Raw genomic sequence first — 18868 nt, forward strand, 5'->3', positions numbered from 1 at the left:
TATGAAGCGACTGCATGTGATCGACTCCCACACCGGCGGCGAACCCACACGCCTGGTGCTCACCGGCTTCCCCGCGCTCAAGGGCGCGAGCATTGCCGAGCAGCTGGAACACCTGCGCACCGAACATGATCAATGGCGTCGCGCCTGCCTGCTGGAGCCACGTGGCAACGATGTGCTGGTCGGCGCGCTGTACTGTGACCCGGTCACGCCAGGGGCCACCTGCGGGGTGATCTTCTTCAATAACGCCGGTTACCTGGGCATGTGCGGCCACGGCACCATTGGCCTGGTGGCGTCCCTGCACCATCTGCAGCGCATCGCGCCTGGGGTGCATGTGATCGACACGCCGGTCGGCCCGGTCAGCGCCACCTTGCATGAAGACGGTGCGGTGACCCTGGGCAACGTGCCCGCTTATCGCCATCGCCAGCAGGTACCGGTGATGGTTCCGGGGCATGGCGTGGTGCAGGGCGATATCGCCTGGGGCGGCAACTGGTTTTTCCTGGTGTCGGAACACGGTAAGGCGCTGGAGATGGACAACGTCGATGCCCTCACCGACTACACCTGGGCAATGCTCAAGGCCCTTGAAGACCAGGGCATCCACGGTGCGGATGGCGCGCTGATCGACCATGTCGAACTGTTCGCCGACGACGCCCACGCCGACAGCCGCAACTTCGTGATGTGCCCCGGCAAAGCCTACGACCGCTCCCCGTGTGGCACCGGCACCAGCGCCAAGCTGGCGTGCCTGGCCGCCGACGGCAAGCTTGCGCCCGGTGCAACCTGGACCCAAGCCAGCATCACCGGCAGCCAATTCGAAGGCCGTTATGAATGGGACGGCGAACGTGTGCGCCCCTTCATCACCGGCCGCGCCTACATGACCGCCGACAGCACCTTGCTGATCGACGCGCAGGACCCTTTCGCCTGGGGCATCCAAGCCCTCTCTATTTGACTGAACGGAGTTAGAACCATGAGCGACAACATCTTCACCGGCTGCATCCCCGCCCTGATGACCCCGTGCACCGCCGCGCGCAAGCCGGACTTCGACGCGCTGGTCGCCAAGGGCCGCGAGTTGATCGAGGCCGGCATGAGCGCCGTGGTGTATTGCGGCTCCATGGGCGACTGGCCGCTGCTGACCGAAGCCGAACGCCAGGAAGGCGTGGCCCGCCTGGTCGCCGCCGGCGTGCCAACCATCGTCGGCACCGGTGCAGTCAACAGCCGTGAAGCCATCGCCCACGCAGCCCATGCGGCCAAGGTCGGCGCCCACGGCCTGATGGTGATTCCACGGGTGCTGTCCCGGGGTGCTTCCGCCACCGCGCAGAAGGCGCATTTCTCGGCGATCCTCAAGGCCGCGCCAAACCTGCCGGCGGTGATCTACAACAGCCCGTATTACGGCTTCGCGACCCGCGCCGAGTTGTTCTTCGAACTGCGCCGCGAACACCCCAACCTGATCGGCTTCAAGGAGTTCGGCGGTGGCGCCGACCTGCGCTACGCCGCCGAACACATCACCTCCCAGGACGACAGCGTGACCCTGATGGTGGGTGTCGACACCCAAGTGGTGCACGGCTTCGTCAACTGCAACGCCACCGGCGCGATCACCGGTATCGGCAACGCCCTGCCCCGCGAAGTGCTGCACCTGGTGAGCCTGAGCAAGCAAGCGGCCAAGGGCGACGCCAAGGCCCGCCGCCTGGCCCGGGAGCTGGAAGCCGCGCTGGCGGTACTGTCTTCCTTCGACGAAGGCTGCGACCTGGTGCTGTATTACAAGCACCTGATGGTGCTCAACGGCGACACCGGCTACGCACTGCACTTCAACGAAACCGACGTGCTCAGCGACGCCCAGCGCCGGTATGCCGAGGCCCAGTACGCGCTGTTCCGCCAGTGGTACGCGAACTGGTCGGCCGAGCAGAACGCCGACTGATTGCCAACGCGCCGCCGTGGTTCTCACGGCGGCCAACCCGCTTTTTAAGGACACCCCCATGACTCTGACGGGCAAGATGCTGATCGGTCAGCAACCCCTCTGCGGCACTCGCGATGAGATCCGCGCGATCAACCCCGCCACCAACATGCCCATGGAGCCAGCCTACGCCGGTGGCAGCCGTGAGCATGTGGAACAGGCCTGCGCCTTGGCGTGGGCGGCGTTCGACACGTATCGCGAAACGTCCCTGGAGGACCGCGCGCGGTTTCTTGAGCGCATTGCAGACTACATTGAAGCCTTGGGCGACGTGCTGATCGAGCGCGCCGTGGCCGAAACCGGCCTGCCGGTTGCGCGCATCCAGGGTGAGCGCGGGCGCACCTGCGGGCAACTGCGCACCTTTGCGCGCAGCGTGCGCGCCGGTGAATGGCTGGATGTACGCGTGGACACCGCGCAACCGCAACGCCAGCCGCTGCCACGCGCCGACCTGCGTCAGCGTCACATTGCGCTCGGCCCGGTGGCGGTGTTTGGCGCGAGTAACTTCCCCCTGGCGTTTTCGGTGGCCGGTGGCGATAGCGCCTCCGCGTTGGCCGCCGGTTGCCCGGTGGTGGTCAAGGCGCACAGTGCCCACCCCGGCACCAGCGAGCTGGTGGGCCGCGCCGTCGCCCAGGCGGTCAGCGACAGTGGCTTGCCCGCAGGCGTGTTCTCGCTGCTGTACGGGGCGGGCCATGAAGTCGGCATCGCACTGGTCAGCGACCCGCGCATCAAGGCCGTGGGTTTTACCGGCTCGCGCAGTGGCGGTGTCGCGCTGTGCCAGGCGGCGCAGGCGCGCCCGGAGCCGATTCCGGTGTATGCGGAAATGAGTTCGATCAACCCGGTGTACCTGTTTCCTGCGGCCCTGGCAGCGCGCAGTGAGGCCCTGGCGCAAGGGTTCGTGGCCTCGTTGACTCAGGGCGCCGGGCAGTTTTGCACCAACCCAGGCTTGGTGATCGCGGTTAAAGGGCCGGCCCTCGATCACTTCATCAAGGTGGCTGGCGAGCGGCTGTCGCACTGCGCAGCGCAGACCATGCTCACACCGGGTATCTACAGTGCCTATGCCGACGGCATCGGCGCCTTGGCTGACCACGCGCAGGTCGCCGCACAGGGTTTGCCGGCGCAAGGGCCCAACCAGGGCCAGGCGCGGCTGTTCGTGACTGCGGCCAGTGCGTTTTTGGCAGACGAGCATCTGCAAGCCGAAGTCTTCGGAGCCGCGTCGTTGATGGTGGTGTGCGTTGACGCGGATGAAGTGCGCCAGGTCTCCGAGCATCTGGAAGGCCAACTCACTGCCACCCTGCACATGGACGAGGCTGACCTTGCAGACGCCCGGGCCTTGCTGCCGGTGCTGGAGCGCAAGGCCGGCCGCCTGCTGGTCAACGGCTGGCCGACCGGCGTGGAAGTGTGCGATGCCATGGTGCATGGCGGCCCCTTCCCGGCCACCTCGGATGCGCGCAGCACCTCGGTGGGCACGGCGGCGATCCATAGGTTCCTGCGCCCGGTGTGCTACCAGGACTTCCCCGACGCGCTGTTGCCGGAGGCGCTGCAACAGGGCAACCCCTTGTCGCTGCGGCGATTGCTCGACGGCGAGCGGGAGGCATAGGCGATGGCTGAGCGTGCAGATATCGCCGTGGTCGGCGCCGGCATCATCGGCGTCGCCTGCGCCCTGCAGCTGGCGCGCCAGGGCCGGCAGGTGGTGGTGATCGACCAGCAGCCCCCTGGCATGGGCGCCTCTTATGGCAACGCCGGCCACCTGGCCACCGAGCAAGTGTTCCCGATTGCCGACGTGTCGATCCTCAAGCGCTTGCCCGCCATGCTGATCGACCCCATGGGCCCGCTGCGCCTGGATTGGCGGTACCTGCCACGCGCCCTGCCCTGGTTTATCCGCCTGCTGTTGAACCTGCAACCGGCCCGCTACCGGCAAACGGTGGCGGGCCTCCGTGCCTTGAATGAGACCAGCCTCGGCGCCTGGCAGCGCTTGCTGCACAGCATCCAACGGCCGGCGTTGTTGCGCGAGGACGGCTCGCTGCTGGTGTTCGAACGGGCGAATTCAAGAGCGGCTATCGATGCGTTGCAGCAACGCATGCAGCAGCAGAATGTGCCGGTGGATTTCTGGAGCGCCGAGGCCATACGCAAGGTCGCGCCGCAATTGAGCGAGCAGATCAGGGGTGGGCTGTTTTTCCCCAGCACCGGGCATTTCCTCGACCCGTACACAGCGCTGTGCGAATTGGTGACGGCGGCCAAGGCCAGTGGCGTGGAATTTGTTCAGCGCCAGGTGCTGGATGCACGGGTGGCTGACCTGGGCGTGACGCTGGTCACCGATCAGGGCTTGTTCGCTGCGAATCAGGTATTGATCGCCTGCGGTGCCCACTCGGCCAAACTCACCGCTGCGCTGACCGGCAACAACGTCCCACTGGACACCGAGCGCGGCTACCACCTGATGCTGCCCCATGAACAGCAGCGCCTGCCCTTCGCGGTGACCTCCCTGGAACGCAAATTCATCATGACCCCCATGGCAGGCGGCCTGCGCCTGGCGGGTACAGTGGAATTCGCCGGCCTCAAGCGCCCGGCGAATATGGACCGCGCCTGGCAGTTGCATCGGTTGAGCAAGGGCTTGTTCCGTGAGGAGCTAAGTACCGAGGACGCGACACCGTGGATGGGCTTTCGGCCGTCATTGCCGGATTCGCTGCCGATCATCGATCGGGTCTGCGATGGCAAAGTGTTGCTGGCGTTCGGGCACCAGCATCTGGGGTTGACCCAAGCAGCGGTAACGGCGGAGATGATCGGGCACCTGGCAGAAACCGGCACTGGCGAGCCTGGCTTACCGAGTGTGCATCCCTACCGGTTGGAGCGTTTCTAACCGCGCCATTCAACGGCTGGCCGCTACTTGACCAGTCGCTTCTCCTTGGAAGGCCGGTAGCCGAAATACGAGCTATAGCACTTGCTGAAATGGCTCGGCGACACAAACCCGCAGGCAACCAGCACTTCCACCTGTGACAGCTCGGTGTGTTGCAACAGGCGCCGAGCTTCGGTCACGCGCAACTCCATGTAGTAGCGTTGCGGCGTGGTGCCCAGTTGCTCCTTGAACAGGCGCTCCAACTGGCGACGCGAGCGCCCGGCGTAGACCGCCAGTTGGTCGAGCTCCAGGGGTTCTTCGAGGTTGGCGTCCATCAGCTTCACCACTTCACGCAGGGGCGCGCTGACGCTGACGTTTTCGCTGGGCTTGATGCGCCGATAGCGCGATTCCTCAAAGGCCAGAATGTCTTCGATACCTTCGACCAAGGCTTTGTCATGCAAGCCTTTGATCCAGTCCAAGGCCATGTGAAATGCGCCGGAGGGGCTTGAGGCGGTGAGACGGTCGCGGTCGATCACGTAGGGTTCACTGGTGACGTGGGTGGCCTTGGACACTTCAGCCAACGCCGGACGATGCTCCGGGTGGATGGCGCAGCGGTAGTCGTGCAACAGGCCGGCACGGCCGAGGAACCATGCACCGTTCCACAATCCGGCCAGAATAACGCCCTGCTCGGCGGCGCTGCGCAGCAACTGAATGAAGGCGTCGCCGGCCTTGAGTTCGGTGCGGAAGCCGCCGCAGATCACCAGCAGTTCAAGCTCATGCAAGGCCGAGGCATCGAGGCGTGCGTCGGGCCGGATCACCAGGCCCAGGTCACTGATGACCTCGCCATCGCCGCAACCGAAGGTGCGCGCGGCAAACAGATCAGGGCGCAACAGGTTGGCGGTGACGAAGGTGTCGAGGGTCTGGGTGAAGGCCGGAAGGGAGAAATGTTCGAGCAGCAGGAAGCCGACCCGGGTAACCGACGCCGGCTGCGAGGTTTCATTGAGGTAGCGCAGGTTCTTGCCTTTCATGCCACCGCTGAATTGACGTCTTTCCATCGAGGGTCGGCCCACTTTTTTTATAGCTGCAATGGGCGCCATCTTAGGGGCAATTGCGGCGGCTGTCTCAGGCACTGATCTTGCGAAAACCGCACCCGGCGAAAGCCCGCAGCAGAACAGCGGCGGGCGGATCTGATACGGTTTTTTCTTTGTTATCTGAATCTGTACCGAAATACGTTGTGGATGGAGAATAGCCCCATCCCCACTCCCTTCCCTTCGGAGGCCTTATGACCAAGATGGCACTTTTCCTGTTCGGTTTTCTGGTATTGACCATTGGCATCGGCCTGCTGGCGACCATCTCGCCGGTCTAGCCTTCAGCTGGCAAACAACATCGGGTACAGCGACAGCACCAGCAACCCGGCCATCGACCAGTTGAACAGCCGCAGCCAGCGCGGCTCGCGCAGCACGTTGCGCAAGCCGCTGCCACAGCCGACCCACACGCACACGCTGGGCAGGTTGACCACGGCAAACACCAGCGCAATCACCAGCACGTTGGTGATATAGCCCTCGGCCGGCGTATAGGTGGTGATGGCGCCCAGCGCCATGATCCAGGCTTTGGGGTTGACCCATTGGAACGCGGCTGCGCCGAGGAAGGTCATGGGCTTGCCGTGTTCAGCGCTGCTATCGGACATGCCGCCCGCCGTCGCGATCTTCCATGCCAGGTACAACAGGTAGGCCGCGCCGACATAGCGCAACAGCGTATAGGCCCACGGAAATACCTTGAACACCTCGCCCAGGCCCAGGCCAACGCAAATCACCAACAGCATGAAACCGATGCTGATCCCCAATGCATGCGGCATCGAGCGGCGAAACCCGAAGTTCACGCCCGAAGCGAGCAACATGGTGTTATTGGGACCTGGCGTGATCGAAGACACGAAGGCAAACAGCACAAAGGCCGACAGCAAGCTGGTGGACATGAACATGAGGCAGCATCCAAACGGGGGGTGGTATGCCTGCGACAGTAACGGGATAGCGCGCCCGCCGCCCCGTACAGCTAGGGACGGATCAAGGAATACACTTTACGGCAGTACATGGCGGTCAGATCGATGAACGAGTTAAGAAAACGCCTACATCCATTTCACAAACCTTTCACAGTCACGGGCCTATGGTTAACCCAGCTCCTAATGAACATCCCTTTAGCCCGTGCTCCCCATCACGGGCTTTTCTTTGCCTGTCATAAACTGCCAGTGGCTTGCCTTCACTGATCGGTGTACTTACGACAGGCAAAAAAAAAGGCAAACCCCTCAGCAGGGTTTGCCTCCATTTGCCTATCTGTCAGCGCGGGCCGCCACCGCCGCCAGGACCGCCGCCTTGGCCGTGCCCACCACCATGCCCACCGCCGCCGCCACCCGGTGGCATAAACATCCAGCAGCCCGACAGGGTCGACAACAGCGCGATAACAACCGCCGCCTTAGTTAGGTAATTCAACTTCATGACTGCACTCTCTTACTTGACGAGATTAACTTCTCGCAAGATAGGACAGCGCAAAATGAAGTGCGTCACGGCTATCGTGTAACGTGATGGTAGGGATTGTATGGCCCACGGTACAAGTTGCGTCAGTGCCTGCTTTCGCTCGTCAGGGAACCCGCATGTCCCGCTGCCGGACCAGCCCCTCCAGGGTAAACCGCGCCTGCATCAGCACCACATCCCGCACCAATTCCATTTCCTTCTGGCTGACCTCGGTCCACTTCAGCGCTTCGAGCAGTTTGGGCTTCTGCACTCGAAAGGCCAGGCCTTGGGTGAACAGCGCCATGGAGTGAATCACCGTGCGTTCGTCCTCCAGGGCAAAGCCTGCCAGGCGCGCAATCAACTGACGGATCACCCGGGCGATGCGGGATTTGAACCGCTCCTCAAACGCCAGCGTCGCGCTTTGCGGGCACAAGCCGGCCTGGTGGCGATCCAGGAAGGCACGCCACGCCGTGGTCTGCGGGCTGTCCTGGATGGTCGACACCACCGCGCCCAAAATGCCCAGTGAGGCGTCAATCAACGCTGGATCGCCCGAGTTGGCATCGGCCAAGGCGCTTTCGGCTGCCTCGACGGTTTCACTCATCTTGCGCCACAGCAGCGTGATCAAGTGCTCGACGCACGCCAGGTACACGCCCTCCTTGCCATCGAAGTAGTACTGGATCGCCGGCGCGTTAACCCCGGCGGCCGTGGCGATATCGCGGGTGGAGGCGCCGTCGTAGCCGCGTTCGCCAAATACGATTACAGCGGCGTCGATAATCCGCGAACGGGTTTCTTCACCGCGCTGATAACCACCCTCTGCGGCAGGTTTATGTCGGGCCATGTGCAACTCCATTCGAATACACCCGGCAAAATATACCAGTTGACAAAAATTGGCGAAAAATAGAATTTATTCCAACCGATATAAATTCTGGAGTGACCCGATGTCCGCTGCACCGCCCTCCCCTCAGGTCATTCCTGAAGACACCGCCAACGGCCAACGCGGCAAGGCCCGACGCATCCTGCTCACCCTGGCCGGCGTGGCGCTGCTGATCGGCGTGGCGTGGGGCGCCTGGTGGTGGGTCACCGGGCGTTTTATCGAAACCACCGACGACGCCTACTTGCAGGCCGACAGCATCAGCGTGGCGCCGAAGATCAACGGCTACGTCGCCGAGGTATTGGTGAGCGACAACCAGAACGTCAAGCGCGGCGACGTGCTGGTGCGCCTGGATGCGCGCAAATACCAGGCCGTGAGCGATGAAGCTGCAGCGACGATTGCCGCGCGCAATGCCGACTTCGCCAAGGCCCAGGCCGACCTGGTGCAGCAGGACTCGACCATCGCCGAAGCCCGCGCGCAGCTGCAAGGCGCCCAGGCCGACGCGCAGCACGCGCAGACCGAAGTCGCCCGCTATGCACCGCTGGCCCGCTCCGGTGCCGAGCCGGAAGAACGCCTGGCCCAACTCAACAACCAACTCGCCCAGGCGCGCAGCACCGTCGCGGCCAAACAAGCCGCGTTGCGCTCCAGCCAGACCCGTTACGGCACGCTTGAGGCCCAGCTAAAACAAGCCCAGGCGCAACTCGGCGTGGCCAAAGCCAGCGAAGCGCAAACCCAGTTGGACGTGGACGATGCGGTCATCCGCAGCCCGCTCGACGGACGTGTCGCCGACCGTGGCGTACGGGTCGGCCAGTACGTACAGCCGGGCACGCGCCTGCTGACGGTAGTGCCGGTCAGCGCCATCTACCTGACCGCCAACTACAAGGAAACCCAGATCGGCGACATGCGTGCGGGCCAGTCCGTTGCCGTGCATGTGGATGCACTGCCGGGCCGTACCCTGCAAGGCCATATCGACAGCCTGTCGCCCGGCACGGGTGCGCAATTTGCCTTGCTGCCGCCCTCCAACGCCACCGGCAACTTCACCAAAATCGTCCAGCGCGTACCGGTAAGAATCGCCCTCGACGTGCCGGACGACATTCGCAGCGCATTGATGCCCGGCCTGTCGGCCACCGTGGAAGTCGACACCCGCACCCACGGCGCAGATGCCAACCATGGCTGAGGCGAGCATGGCCGGGGTGGCCGCCGAGACACCGCGCAACGCCTCGCTGACCGACTGGATCGCCGTCGCCGCCGGCGCCCTTGGCGCGTTGCTGGCGACCCTGGACGTGTCGATTACCAACTCGGCGTTGCCGCAGATCCAGGGCCAGATCGGCGCCACCGGCACCGAAGGCACGTGGATCGCCACCGGCTACCTGATGTCGGAAATCGTCATGATCCCCCTCGCTGCCTGGCTCACCCGGGTATTTGGCCTGCGCCGCTTCCTGATCGGCACGGCGTTGATGTTCACCGCGTTTTCGATGTTCTGCGGCCTCTCCGCCAGCCTCGGCGCGATGATCGCCGGGCGCATCGGCCAGGGTTTTGCCGGCGGCGCGATGATCCCCACCGCGCAGACCATCGTGCGCACGCGCCTGCCGCCGCACCAGTTGGCCATCGGCACCACGCTGTTCGGCATGACCGTGATCCTCGGCCCGCTGCTGGGCCCGGTGATCGGCGGCTGGCTCACGGAAAACATCAACTGGCGCTGGTGTTTCTTTCTCAACCTGCCGATCAGCATCGCCCTGATCACCTTGTTGATCACCGGCCTGCCCAGCGAGCGCATGCACCTGCAACGCTTTATCAGCGCCGACTGGCTGGGCATCCTCGGCCTGGCCATGGGCCTGAGTTCACTCACCGTGGTGCTCGAAGAAGGCCAGCGCGAGCACTGGTTTGATTCGTTGCTGATCGTCTGGTTAAGCATCGCCACGGTTGTCGGGTTCTTGCTGATTGCACTTGGGCAGTTCAGGTCGAGTACGCCGATCCTGCGCCTGCAACTGGTGCTCAATAAAAGCTTCGGCAGCGTGTTGCTGATCGGTACGGCGGTGGGCGCCGGCCTGTATGGCACGGCGTACCTGGTGCCGCAGTTTCTCGGCATCCTGTCCGGCTACAACGCCCAGCAGGCAGGGTCGATCATGCTGCTGTCGGGTATCCCGGCGTTTTTGCTGATGCCGATTTTGCCGCGAATGCTCGGCCGCTACGACCTGCGCTGGATGGTCGGCGCCGGCCTGTTGTTGTATTGGGCCAGCTGTTTTGTCGACACCCAGCTCACCGCCGACAGCGTCGGCCATGATTTCATCTGGTCGCAGCTGTTGCGCGGCTTCGGGCAGATCCTGGTGATGATGCCCCTCAGCCAATTGTCGATGCGCTCGGTGCAGACCCACGAAGCCGGGGATGCCGCCGGGCTCTACAACATGTCACGCAACCTCGGCGGCACCATCGGCCTGGCCTTGCTCGGCGTGTTGATGGACCGGCGCAGCCACTTCCACGACGACATGCTGCGCGAAGGTATCCAGGCCAACAGCCAACTCGCCCAGGACCAGATGGCCAGTAATGCCGCCAGCTACCTGGCGCAAACGGGCGATCCCTCCACTGCGAATTTGCAGGCATTGACCCAACTGGCCAGCGACATCGCACGGCAAGCCTCGGTGATGGCCTACAACGACGCGTTTTACCTGCTGGGGTTCGCCATGCTGGCCTGCCTGCCCCTGATCTTCATCCTCAAAAAGCGCACGGTAACTTGATGAATCCTCGTTCGTTTTCTCTCCTGCTGGCCGTTGGCTTGCTGTCCGCTTGCACCGTCGGCCCGGACTACCACGGCGCGCCGGATGCGGCGCCAAAAACCCTGGCTGCCGGCCGCTTGCCGCATGCCGACAATACCGCGCCACACGCGCCGGCCGTCGCCCAGTGGTGGCAAACCCTGGGCGACCCGCAACTCAATGAACTGATCGACAAGGCGTTACACAACAGCCCGGACATCGCCACCGCCCAGGCACGCTTGCGACAATCGCGCGCCAGCCTCAGCGGCGCCCGCGCCGACGCGATGCCCAAGGTCACCGGTGATGCGGCGATGCTCAAACTGCGCTCGCCGGACACCTCTGCACTCGGCGGCAGCGGTGGCGGTCGCGGCCCGCTGACGATGTATCTCGCCGGCTTCGATGCCAGTTGGGAAGCCGACCTGTTCGGCGGCACCCGGCGTGCCGTCGAAGCGGCGCAGGCCGAAGCCGACGCCTCGCAAGCACAACTGGCCGACGCCCAAGTGCAACTGGCCGCCGAAATCGTCCAGGCCTACACCGACCTGCGCGATCAGCAAGCGCGCCTGGCCTTGGTCGAAGCCAGCGTCGACATCGAAAACCAGGCCCTCGACCTCACCCAACAACGCCGCGACCGTGGCGTGGCCTCCCAACTGCAACTGGAACAAGTCCTCACCCAGGCCGAAAACACCCAAGCCCAACGCCTGCCGCTGCAAGCCGCGATCGTCGAATCCATGGACCAACTGAGCCTGCTCTGCGGCCGGGAACCGGGCGCACTCGACAGTGGCCTCAATACGACACGCGCGCTGCCCGCCATCCCTTCTGTCGTCCCCATCGCAGATCCCGCCGCCATCCTCAAAGCTCGGCCTGACATCCGCGTAGCCGAACGCAAACTCGCCTCCAGCAACGCCCAGATCGGCGAGAAAACCGCCGACTGGTTCCCCAAGCTCAGCCTGATGGGCGACCTGTCCTTCTCCGCCGGCGACCCGGGCCACCTCGCCCGCAAAAGCAACGGCACCTGGCTGATCCTGCCCCGCCTGACCTGGAACGCCCTCGACTTCGGCCGCGTCGCCGCCAGCGTCAAAGGCGCCGAAGCCGGCCGCGACGAAGCCCTCGCGCAGTACAAAAGTGTAGTCTTGGGTGCCTTGCGCGATGCGGACGTGGCACTGGCGCGCTATGGGCACCAGCGGCAAAACGTGGTGTTGTTGCGCAACGTGGAATCTTCAGCCGTACGCGCCGCCGACCTGACGCGGCAACGCTACCGCGCGGGCACGGCGAGTACACTGGATTGGCTGGACGCGGAGCGCACGCGCTATCAGGCGCAGGAAAGCCGGATTTCCGGGGATGCGGAATTGTTGAAGGATTTTGCGTCGTTGCATAAGGCACTGGGATTGGGGTGGACACTTTGATACGTGATTTAGATGGGCCTAGAACGGCGCAGCAGGAGCTGTTTTACGATCTTGAGGATGCGGCGGCGATGATTGGATGGTCGGTGGTTGAGCTCACAGCGATGGCGGCGCGGGGCAAGACGCCGGATGAGGTGGCGACGCTGATGAAGGTGTGCGCGCTGCTGAACGCCCAACAAGCGAAGCTTGGGGCGTATGCAGAAGAGGTGAAGGAGCAACGTATTATCCGGCGTGAGGCCGTATAAGAATCGTTCAAACCGGCAGGCTAACGATACGACAACAGTGGTGCGTGGCGCCCCACTCGTCCAGTACTCCCCTCTTTAAACAACACACTCTGCTGATTTTCCGAGCCTCGGATATTTCCCACAACTCGGCGGGGTTGAGCCATAGGAAGCAATCTGGCTAGGATTCGCCGTCGCAGTAAATCCTGTGGCCGGGTGTCGCAACCTGAAGTAGTCTGAGGCGCGGTAGCGCCATAGCTCTGTAGCAGGCGCTTTTTTTATGCCTGCTTACCGCATCTATGGTGGACCGTGTGAGGCGGGCTTTTGCCCGGCCGGTACCCTCGGACACCGGTTTGCGACCCTCGCACGGCCCACCACCCACCCGTGTCGCAACGGCGGTGGTGGCCTCTTAACTGTCTGAGGATCGACAAAATGCTTTTTACAGAGCGAAGCAACGAAGTTCATGAAGTGACAATTAAAACAGAGCAATGCCTATCGTCTATGAATGCTCGACCGTTTTTTAGCGCGCCGGAGCAGCACTCATGAAAAAATACCCAATCGACACCGACGCCACCACGAGCATTTTTAACGTAAGGCCAGACTTGAGTTCTGAGGAGGCATTAGTGAACGCAAGTGAGATTTTGGCTTCAGCATCGGCTATGGCGAATGAACAAGCGTTCGCCTCGAGTGGTTCGCAGCGTCTTCAGACCTTTGGATTGGCGCAGTTGATTGAAGACTCACGGCTACTCGTGAATGTTGCGTTAGAAAAATCGATCCCAATAAGTTCCTGAGTAACAAACGCAAGGCTGGCAAAATGGAGGCCAACCATCATCGCAGATACGGAGAAGGTGGTCTGGCCTCATTTACTCGAGCACTTGTATACTTACACAGTAACCGTGACGATTTTATTTGCTTTCAGCGTTTATTCTAACCGCTAACGAACCAAACAATCTGGACACTCAACTGTAGCCTTCCCTCTCGACAACCGCGTAAAAAGTTCTAAACAACCAATCAAAGAATCTTACTCCATGGAGACTTTGCATTACTTCCATCAAAAAGCAGCCTTGCCGTACAAACATTGCACTTGAACTCAATATGTATCCCATCTTCCCGCCGCTTTATAAGTGTAAGATTGGTCACCCTGCCATTATACTTAGTCAATTGGAAAGCTTGTTCACAACAGGTTTCAAAATCAAACTCAGGATCCACGAACGATTTGATAAGTGGGTATTCATTATAAAAATCGTCCTGCGGACCACGTGAAATATAGACTAGACCCTGAGTAATGGAAAACTCGGCTGAACACGGCTTCACCCCCAATAAAAAATCAACATAGCCTCGACCATCTTGAAATTTTTTAATGCTAATACCGGACGGACTATAGCCATTATATCGGCGATTTATCTCACACTTCACTAGCTCTACTAATTCCTCGCGCATTCTACCCTTCCGTTGTCGATTTCGCTTACATTCCAAATACCAAAACAAGTACATCGGCACTTCATAATTAACGCAGCATAATTCAAGACTAACTTTTAGAGCGGCCAATCCCTATCAATCATTATTTTAACTGACAAGATCGGCAACGGCATTACTTAGCTGCGATAGAGCGTCAAACTAGAATTATTGAAAGGTGATCCAATTATCGCCTCATCGCAAAATGATGTCACATAGCCACAAAGCTAAACTATCACTACGCACCATTGCAAGGGATTGAAGTGCCTTCTCTCTTTCCACCAGGCAATAAAAAACCCCGTAGACGCGAGTCTACGGGGTTTCTAAGAGTGGAGGCCGAGGTCGGAATCGAACCGGCGTAGGCGGATTTGCAATCCACGAAAATAACCATATTTATCAGCAACTTAATCGCCCATCAATTCCGCACTTTCAAAATTTTAAGGGTGCTAGGGCCTCCGGAATCCGAGGGGCACGATTTCGATTGCGGAATGGATTTTTTACGCTTCGTCGCCTGAAGTCGCACGAATGGCAAGCCTCGATCACTGTATACACATACAGTTATCGGATCTACCTACCATGTACGAAGATGAAGTCACCTGCGGTTGGCTCGGCCTCCCCACCCCCTTGCAAATGTACCGGCAGCACTGTCGGCTACTGGAAAACGAGATTCAGGAACTGACCTATCAGTTACGCAAGGCCCGCGAGGACGTTTTCGGAATCAGCCAGATGCTGCTTGAAACCCAGTCCAAGAATGCTGAGTTCGCCGGCTATCTGCGCGAACGTGGCTCTGAAGCGGCAGCAATGAGAAAGCAGATCGCAGACCTGACCACTTCGGCTAACGCCAGCAGGCGTGAGGTTGTAGAGTTACGACAGATCCTGAATGAAATGAGGCCCCGACCTTCTACGATTGTCTAGCTTTTGAGAGCATAGGGTAAATTCATCTCTGGACATACTTCACACCGGTGAGGTATTCACAAATTCGCAGAATCCACGGGCATGCCCGGCAACCCGAAAGCGATCAAACAACCAAAAACACCTACGGATAGATAATGATCAGAACTCTCAAATACATCACATATGGAACCGTATTGATCGCCATATATTTCGCTGGAATTTACACCAACCAGTTATTACAAATTCCTAGCCAACCCACAAACTTTGCCGACACCACATCAGCCATCGCGGCACTGGTCGGCGTATTAGTTGCCACGACAACAATCACAAATTGGAAAAAATCAAAAATACAAGAAGACTCTTATCAGATTATAAAAAGCTACGTCGCCGAACTAGTCCTTATCGAAACAACAGTATATGAAATCCTAATTGAAAACACTTCGATATGCCCTCTCGCAGGGAACATAGTCCCAAGCCAAGCTTTTGTCGCGGAAACATTTCAAAACATTGACGCCCTCCGAAAGACCCTATCTAAACAACATCGAAAAATCCACCAAACCAAAAATGAACTACAGTTTTGGGGAGGAAAATTAACAAAGATTCACGAAGACCACCATGAAGAGCTAATGAAAGAGCTATATAATTTTCAGGTAGTCGCAGACTGTTTGCGAAACAATCTTCAGAATTACTTCACCAACGGGCTGACTACCATTCAGCAAGTTTTGCAGGAGTATGAAAAACTTTCGAATTACCACCTCAAGATCAATACCACGTTAGCTGGTAGAAAAAACAACAAAATGTCCGAAATGTTCACCATCGAAGGTTAGTTATTCATTGCAAAATGCGGATATATTCCTGGCACGCCCGAAGCGCGATTACGGCACTATCTCCGTCATCGGTAATGGCGATAATTCTCTGAGCATGCGCTGGGTCAAGTTGGGCTCGACGGGCTGCATGAACCACGCCGAAGGCGCCGGGGGTGGAAGGCATGTTGCAGCCACTGGATGGATCCTCGGCAAGGAGGACTGACAGGCGCACATCAGCAGTGGCAAGGCGATCGCGCAGAAGAGCCTGGCTGCGGCGGGCATCGGATAACTCCTTGGTATGTTGTTGGTCCTGGGCGGCGAGCTTGTGCTCTGTGGCCAGGCGCTTGTCCTGCTCGGTGCGGGCCTGGGCAGCAGCGGCATTGCTGATTGCTGCAAGGTCATCTTTGTGCAGGTCGGCCTGCTCAGCGAGCTGCTTGCCCATGCGCCAATCTTGAACCTGCCAAGTGCCGGCGCCGCTGACAGCCATTGCCAGCAGGATGGCGGCCAGGATCTGCCCGGGCGTCATACCGCCTCCAGGAACATCGCCCGCTCGGCTAGGCGCCGCTTGGTCAAGCCGGCCAGCACCTGGCCACCGGCCTTGTTCCAGCGCGGAAACTGCTCGGCCGCGCTGGCGTAGTCACCGGCATTCAGCAATTTGAGCAGCGTCGACGAACTCAGGTTGGCGGCACCCAGGTTGTAGGTGAAGCTCATCAGTGCATCCCACTGCGCATGATTCAATGGCACCTTGACCAAACGCTCGATCTCAGGCTCAAACCGCCCAATGTCGTTCACCAGCATCCGCTCGGCCTGTTCGTTGGTGATAGTCATACCGGCGACAATTCCGCGTGTCGCGCCGTAAAGCGCCCATTGATTCCATCACTCCGCAGGTGGTTGCCCAGTACAGAGACGCCAGGACGGCTAAGGTCAGGGCCAACCGCGAAATCGCGCTGCTATCGCACATGTTCACCATCGCACGCGAGTGGGGCCTCACCAACAACGCGAATCCTTGCTTCGGTGTACGCCGTAACAAAGAGACTCCGAGGGACTATTACGCCGGCGACATCGTGTGGAATGCAGTCTACGAAGCGGCAGTGCAGGAACTGAGGGACGCAATGGACCTGGCCTACCTGACTGGCCAGCGCCCCGCCGACGTGCTTAAAGTGGCAACCACTGATTTGAACGCTGGGTTCTTGATGATCAAACAGGGAAAGAGCGCGAAGAAACTGCGCCTTCGCCTGGAAGATGATGGCGTTGAGTCAGGGTTGAACGCTTTTATCAATGACCTCCAGGAGCGCCGGGCTCTCAGCGGGATTAAGACATCGAGGCTGATCACCAACACGTCCGGCCTTCGGATGAGCCAGCAAATGCTGCGCAACCGCTGGGACGAAGCTCGCGAGAAAGCAGCCATCAAAGCTGGCGCCGACGGAGACGCAGCTCTGGCGATACTGATACGCCAATTCCAGTTCAAGGACATTCGACCGAAAGCAGCAAGCGAGATCGAGCTGGCACACGCCAGTCGACTGCTAGGTCATTCAACTGAAGAGATGACTCGAAAGGTTTATCGGAGAGTTGGCGAGATTGTAAAGCCCACGAAATCAACATCTGCAATTAGATCTAATGTCGCGAAAACAGCAACAAGTCAAACAGCGGGTCTTTGTTGCTTACGCATCATCCTCACGAGAGTGGCGGTATATGTATCAATCGCCACTTCATTACCAAGAGTCAGGAGAAGTACTGGAAATTCTTGTTTCGGCCTCTGAACCATTAACCGACCCAAAAAAGCAGCGGCTCTGAGATTATCTTTAAACCCCTTCCTAAGACATCTTCTTAACCCAGCACTAAGCAGATCTGCCAACTGCACACCGAAATTCCCCTTAGAATTTACGAACTTAATATCATCCCTGAAGATCTTCCCAATATTTAAGGCGCCTGTGGAGTCCACATTGATTCCATAGCTTTCTTTCAAATAATCAGGCCCCTCACCTTCCTTGTAAATAAAATCAGCCATATGGCTGTAATCAAAATCTGTAACTGTAATAATCGGATCAGAAATAGACATAGTTTGGAGGTAGGCAGGCAATAGCTTTTCAAAAGCTGATTCGTACTCAGTCTTTTTTTCGAGAGCCTTACCATCAACCCGCCAAACGAACGAGGATAGAGTCTCTGGTTCGTGCTGAGCGTAATAAAGCACAGACTGCCAGACTACAAGCTGCATTAGTGATATCTGACAAATAAGTTGTATATGGAGTTGATCAGACAATTTTTTAACTTGGTCTGCAGCATTCCGCACTGACTGACGGCCTTCTTCATAGTGCATCTTCTCTACATTCGCAAGCAACCCCTTAACAGTAGATGCTTTGTGATCCGCTAATGCTTCGGGTGTATTTGTATGAGCGTCGGTGACAGCACCGTAAAGAGTGCAACTCGTTTGAGCCAAACGAATAAGAAGTCTAAAGTAGCTCATTTCATCGACCACCTCACCAAGCTTCAACTCATCGCTTGGCGGACAGCCATTTTCTTTTTTGAAATCTATTAGAGTGCATTCTGCCTCTTCTAAAAAACGCTCCGGGATTACAAGTGCACAAATTGAATTCCACGCAGACTTTTCCGGGGTATAAACAAAACTCCCTGACTCATCGATAAATATATGCATACCGCTCCCTATGTGTCCCATATGTAATATTGTTGCCCTCCCGAGCAGCCCCACCGACTGTCGGCACATGCCATCATGGCAGCCGCCCGAGAAAGTCTCAGCGCGCAACATTCTCGTCAAGCTATTTGATGTGCTCAAACAGTGAGGACGCGCCTCGTGAACCGTTCAACTGTGCGCCACCCCGGTAGCGTACTGAGCGCTTGTTAAAGTCGATCTTGACGCACTGTATTTGCCGAAAGGGACCAAGGTTGCGGAAGGCATTTCAAAAGTTGCGGAAGGGTTAATAAATCACAGCCAATAAAAAACCCCGTAGACGTTAATCTACGGGGTTTCTAAGAGTGGAGGCCGAGGTCGGAATCGAACCGGCGTAGGCGGATTTGCAATCCGCTGCATAACCATTTTGCTACTCGGCCTCAAACGATCAATGTCAAAACCACTGACACTCACCGCATAAAAACTTGAGTGGGCTATAAAACCCTGCCTCTACTCTAACTCATTGAATACATTGAAGTTTTTAATGCTTCGTTGCGTTCGATGGGCGC

General features: G+C 59.1%; 19 protein-coding genes, 1 tRNA gene and 1 pseudogene. 12 read left to right on the plus strand and 9 right to left on the minus strand.

Annotated elements, in window-relative coordinates; all coding sequences use genetic code 11:
• Position 1 precedes the first annotated feature (1 nt).
• From CXQ82_RS16745 to CXQ82_RS16760, 4 genes are read left to right on the plus strand one after another with little or no spacing between them, the layout of a single operon-like run.
• Complete coding sequence (locus CXQ82_RS16745) at positions 2–943, plus strand: 4-hydroxyproline epimerase (RefSeq protein WP_101270899.1); 942 nt, start codon at positions 2–4, stop codon at positions 941–943.
• A gap of 18 nt (positions 944–961) precedes the next feature.
• Entirely contained in the window at positions 962–1909 is a 948-nt protein-coding gene (locus tag CXQ82_RS16750) for a dihydrodipicolinate synthase family protein (protein ID WP_101270901.1), read from the plus strand.
• A gap of 58 nt (positions 1910–1967) precedes the next feature.
• Positions 1968–3539, plus strand: coding sequence for an aldehyde dehydrogenase (NADP(+)) (locus tag CXQ82_RS16755; protein ID WP_101270903.1), 1572 nt, complete (start codon positions 1968–1970; stop codon positions 3537–3539).
• A gap of 3 nt (positions 3540–3542) precedes the next feature.
• Positions 3543–4796 (plus strand): FAD-binding oxidoreductase, encoded by a 1254-nt coding sequence (locus tag CXQ82_RS16760; RefSeq protein ID WP_101270905.1) that lies wholly within the window; start codon positions 3543–3545, stop codon positions 4794–4796.
• A 23-nt stretch (positions 4797–4819) separates the two neighbouring features.
• On the opposite strand, the gene CXQ82_RS16765 is transcribed toward CXQ82_RS16760, so the two are convergent.
• From CXQ82_RS16765 to CXQ82_RS16775, 4 genes are all read right to left on the minus strand, one after another.
• The gene (locus tag CXQ82_RS16765) at positions 4820–5827 is read right to left on the minus strand and encodes a GlxA family transcriptional regulator (RefSeq protein WP_101270907.1); all 1008 of its coding nucleotides are present in this window, start codon (positions 5825–5827) and stop codon (positions 4820–4822) included.
• A 314-nt stretch (positions 5828–6141) separates the two neighbouring features.
• The gene (locus CXQ82_RS16770; protein WP_101270909.1) at positions 6142–6750 is read right to left on the minus strand and encodes a LysE family translocator; all 609 of its coding nucleotides are present in this window, start codon (positions 6748–6750) and stop codon (positions 6142–6144) included.
• 352 nt (positions 6751–7102) lie between these two features.
• The gene (locus tag CXQ82_RS31460; RefSeq protein ID WP_177409914.1) at positions 7103–7261 is read right to left on the minus strand and encodes a hypothetical protein; all 159 of its coding nucleotides are present in this window, start codon (positions 7259–7261) and stop codon (positions 7103–7105) included.
• 142 nt (positions 7262–7403) lie between these two features.
• Positions 7404–8114 (minus strand): CerR family C-terminal domain-containing protein, encoded by a 711-nt coding sequence (locus CXQ82_RS16775; RefSeq protein WP_101270911.1) that lies wholly within the window; start codon positions 8112–8114, stop codon positions 7404–7406.
• A gap of 100 nt (positions 8115–8214) precedes the next feature.
• Between CXQ82_RS16775 and CXQ82_RS16780 the strand changes: the two genes are divergently transcribed.
• The 5 genes from CXQ82_RS16780 to CXQ82_RS16800 all read left to right on the plus strand — a co-directional run bounded on the left by CXQ82_RS16780 (position 8215) and on the right by CXQ82_RS16800 (position 13309).
• Positions 8215–9324: an HlyD family secretion protein gene (locus tag CXQ82_RS16780; RefSeq protein ID WP_101270913.1), complete on the plus strand. Its 1110-nt coding sequence runs from the start codon at positions 8215–8217 to the stop codon at positions 9322–9324.
• Positions 9317–10882 (plus strand): DHA2 family efflux MFS transporter permease subunit, encoded by a 1566-nt coding sequence (locus tag CXQ82_RS16785; RefSeq protein ID WP_101270915.1) that lies wholly within the window; start codon positions 9317–9319, stop codon positions 10880–10882. The genes CXQ82_RS16780 and CXQ82_RS16785 overlap by 8 nt, the downstream gene beginning before the upstream one ends.
• A complete protein-coding gene (locus tag CXQ82_RS16790) occupies positions 10882–12300 on the plus strand; it encodes an efflux transporter outer membrane subunit (protein ID WP_101270917.1) in 1419 nt (472 codons plus the stop codon). The genes CXQ82_RS16785 and CXQ82_RS16790 overlap by 1 nt, the downstream gene beginning before the upstream one ends.
• Positions 12288–12542 carry a hypothetical protein gene (locus CXQ82_RS16795; RefSeq protein ID WP_101270919.1) on the plus strand — a complete coding sequence of 85 codons (255 nt, stop codon included), beginning with the start codon at positions 12288–12290 and terminating at the stop codon, positions 12540–12542. The genes CXQ82_RS16790 and CXQ82_RS16795 overlap by 13 nt, the downstream gene beginning before the upstream one ends.
• A 518-nt stretch (positions 12543–13060) precedes the next feature.
• Positions 13061–13309 (plus strand): DUF6124 family protein, encoded by a 249-nt coding sequence (locus CXQ82_RS16800; RefSeq protein WP_101270921.1) that lies wholly within the window; start codon positions 13061–13063, stop codon positions 13307–13309.
• A 220-nt stretch (positions 13310–13529) separates the two neighbouring features.
• On the opposite strand, the gene CXQ82_RS31285 is transcribed toward CXQ82_RS16800, so the two are convergent.
• Positions 13530–13958 (minus strand): hypothetical protein, encoded by a 429-nt coding sequence (locus tag CXQ82_RS31285; RefSeq protein ID WP_157832171.1) that lies wholly within the window; start codon positions 13956–13958, stop codon positions 13530–13532.
• Positions 13959–14549: 591 nt separating this feature from the next.
• On the opposite strand from CXQ82_RS31285, the gene CXQ82_RS16805 reads away from it, so the two are divergent.
• Together CXQ82_RS16805 and CXQ82_RS16810 are read left to right on the plus strand one after the other, a co-directional pair.
• Positions 14550–14888, plus strand: a complete 339-nt coding sequence (locus tag CXQ82_RS16805; RefSeq protein ID WP_101273811.1) for a hypothetical protein — start codon at positions 14550–14552, stop codon at positions 14886–14888.
• 134 nt (positions 14889–15022) lie between these two features.
• Positions 15023–15694, plus strand: coding sequence for a hypothetical protein (locus tag CXQ82_RS16810; RefSeq protein ID WP_101270923.1), 672 nt, complete (start codon positions 15023–15025; stop codon positions 15692–15694).
• 4 nt (positions 15695–15698) lie between these two features.
• Here the strand turns inward: CXQ82_RS16810 and CXQ82_RS16815 are convergent, their stop codons facing one another.
• On the minus strand, positions 15699–16199 hold the full coding sequence (locus tag CXQ82_RS16815) for a lysis system i-spanin subunit Rz (protein ID WP_101270926.1): 501 nt from the start codon (positions 16197–16199) through the stop codon (positions 15699–15701).
• Positions 16196–16501: a lysozyme gene (locus tag CXQ82_RS16820; RefSeq protein WP_101270928.1), complete on the minus strand. Its 306-nt coding sequence runs from the start codon at positions 16499–16501 to the stop codon at positions 16196–16198. Before CXQ82_RS16820 ends, CXQ82_RS16815 begins: the two co-directional genes overlap by 4 nt.
• 32 nt (positions 16502–16533) lie before the next feature.
• Here CXQ82_RS16820 and CXQ82_RS16825 point away from each other — a divergent pair.
• Positions 16534–17268 (plus strand): annotated as a pseudogene (locus CXQ82_RS16825) (tyrosine-type recombinase/integrase); the annotation flags it as partial.
• Between the two features lie 44 nt (positions 17269–17312).
• On the opposite strand, the gene CXQ82_RS31290 reads toward CXQ82_RS16825, so the two are convergent.
• Entirely contained in the window at positions 17313–18326 is a 1014-nt protein-coding gene (locus CXQ82_RS31290; protein WP_157832172.1) for a DUF3800 domain-containing protein, read from the minus strand.
• Between the two features lie 339 nt (positions 18327–18665).
• Positions 18666–18739 (minus strand) — tRNA-Cys (locus CXQ82_RS16830).
• Positions 18740–18868: the final 129 nt, after the last annotated feature.

The organism is Pseudomonas sp. S09G 359 (assembly GCF_002843605.1).
Classification (GTDB): domain Bacteria; phylum Pseudomonadota; class Gammaproteobacteria; order Pseudomonadales; family Pseudomonadaceae; genus Aquipseudomonas.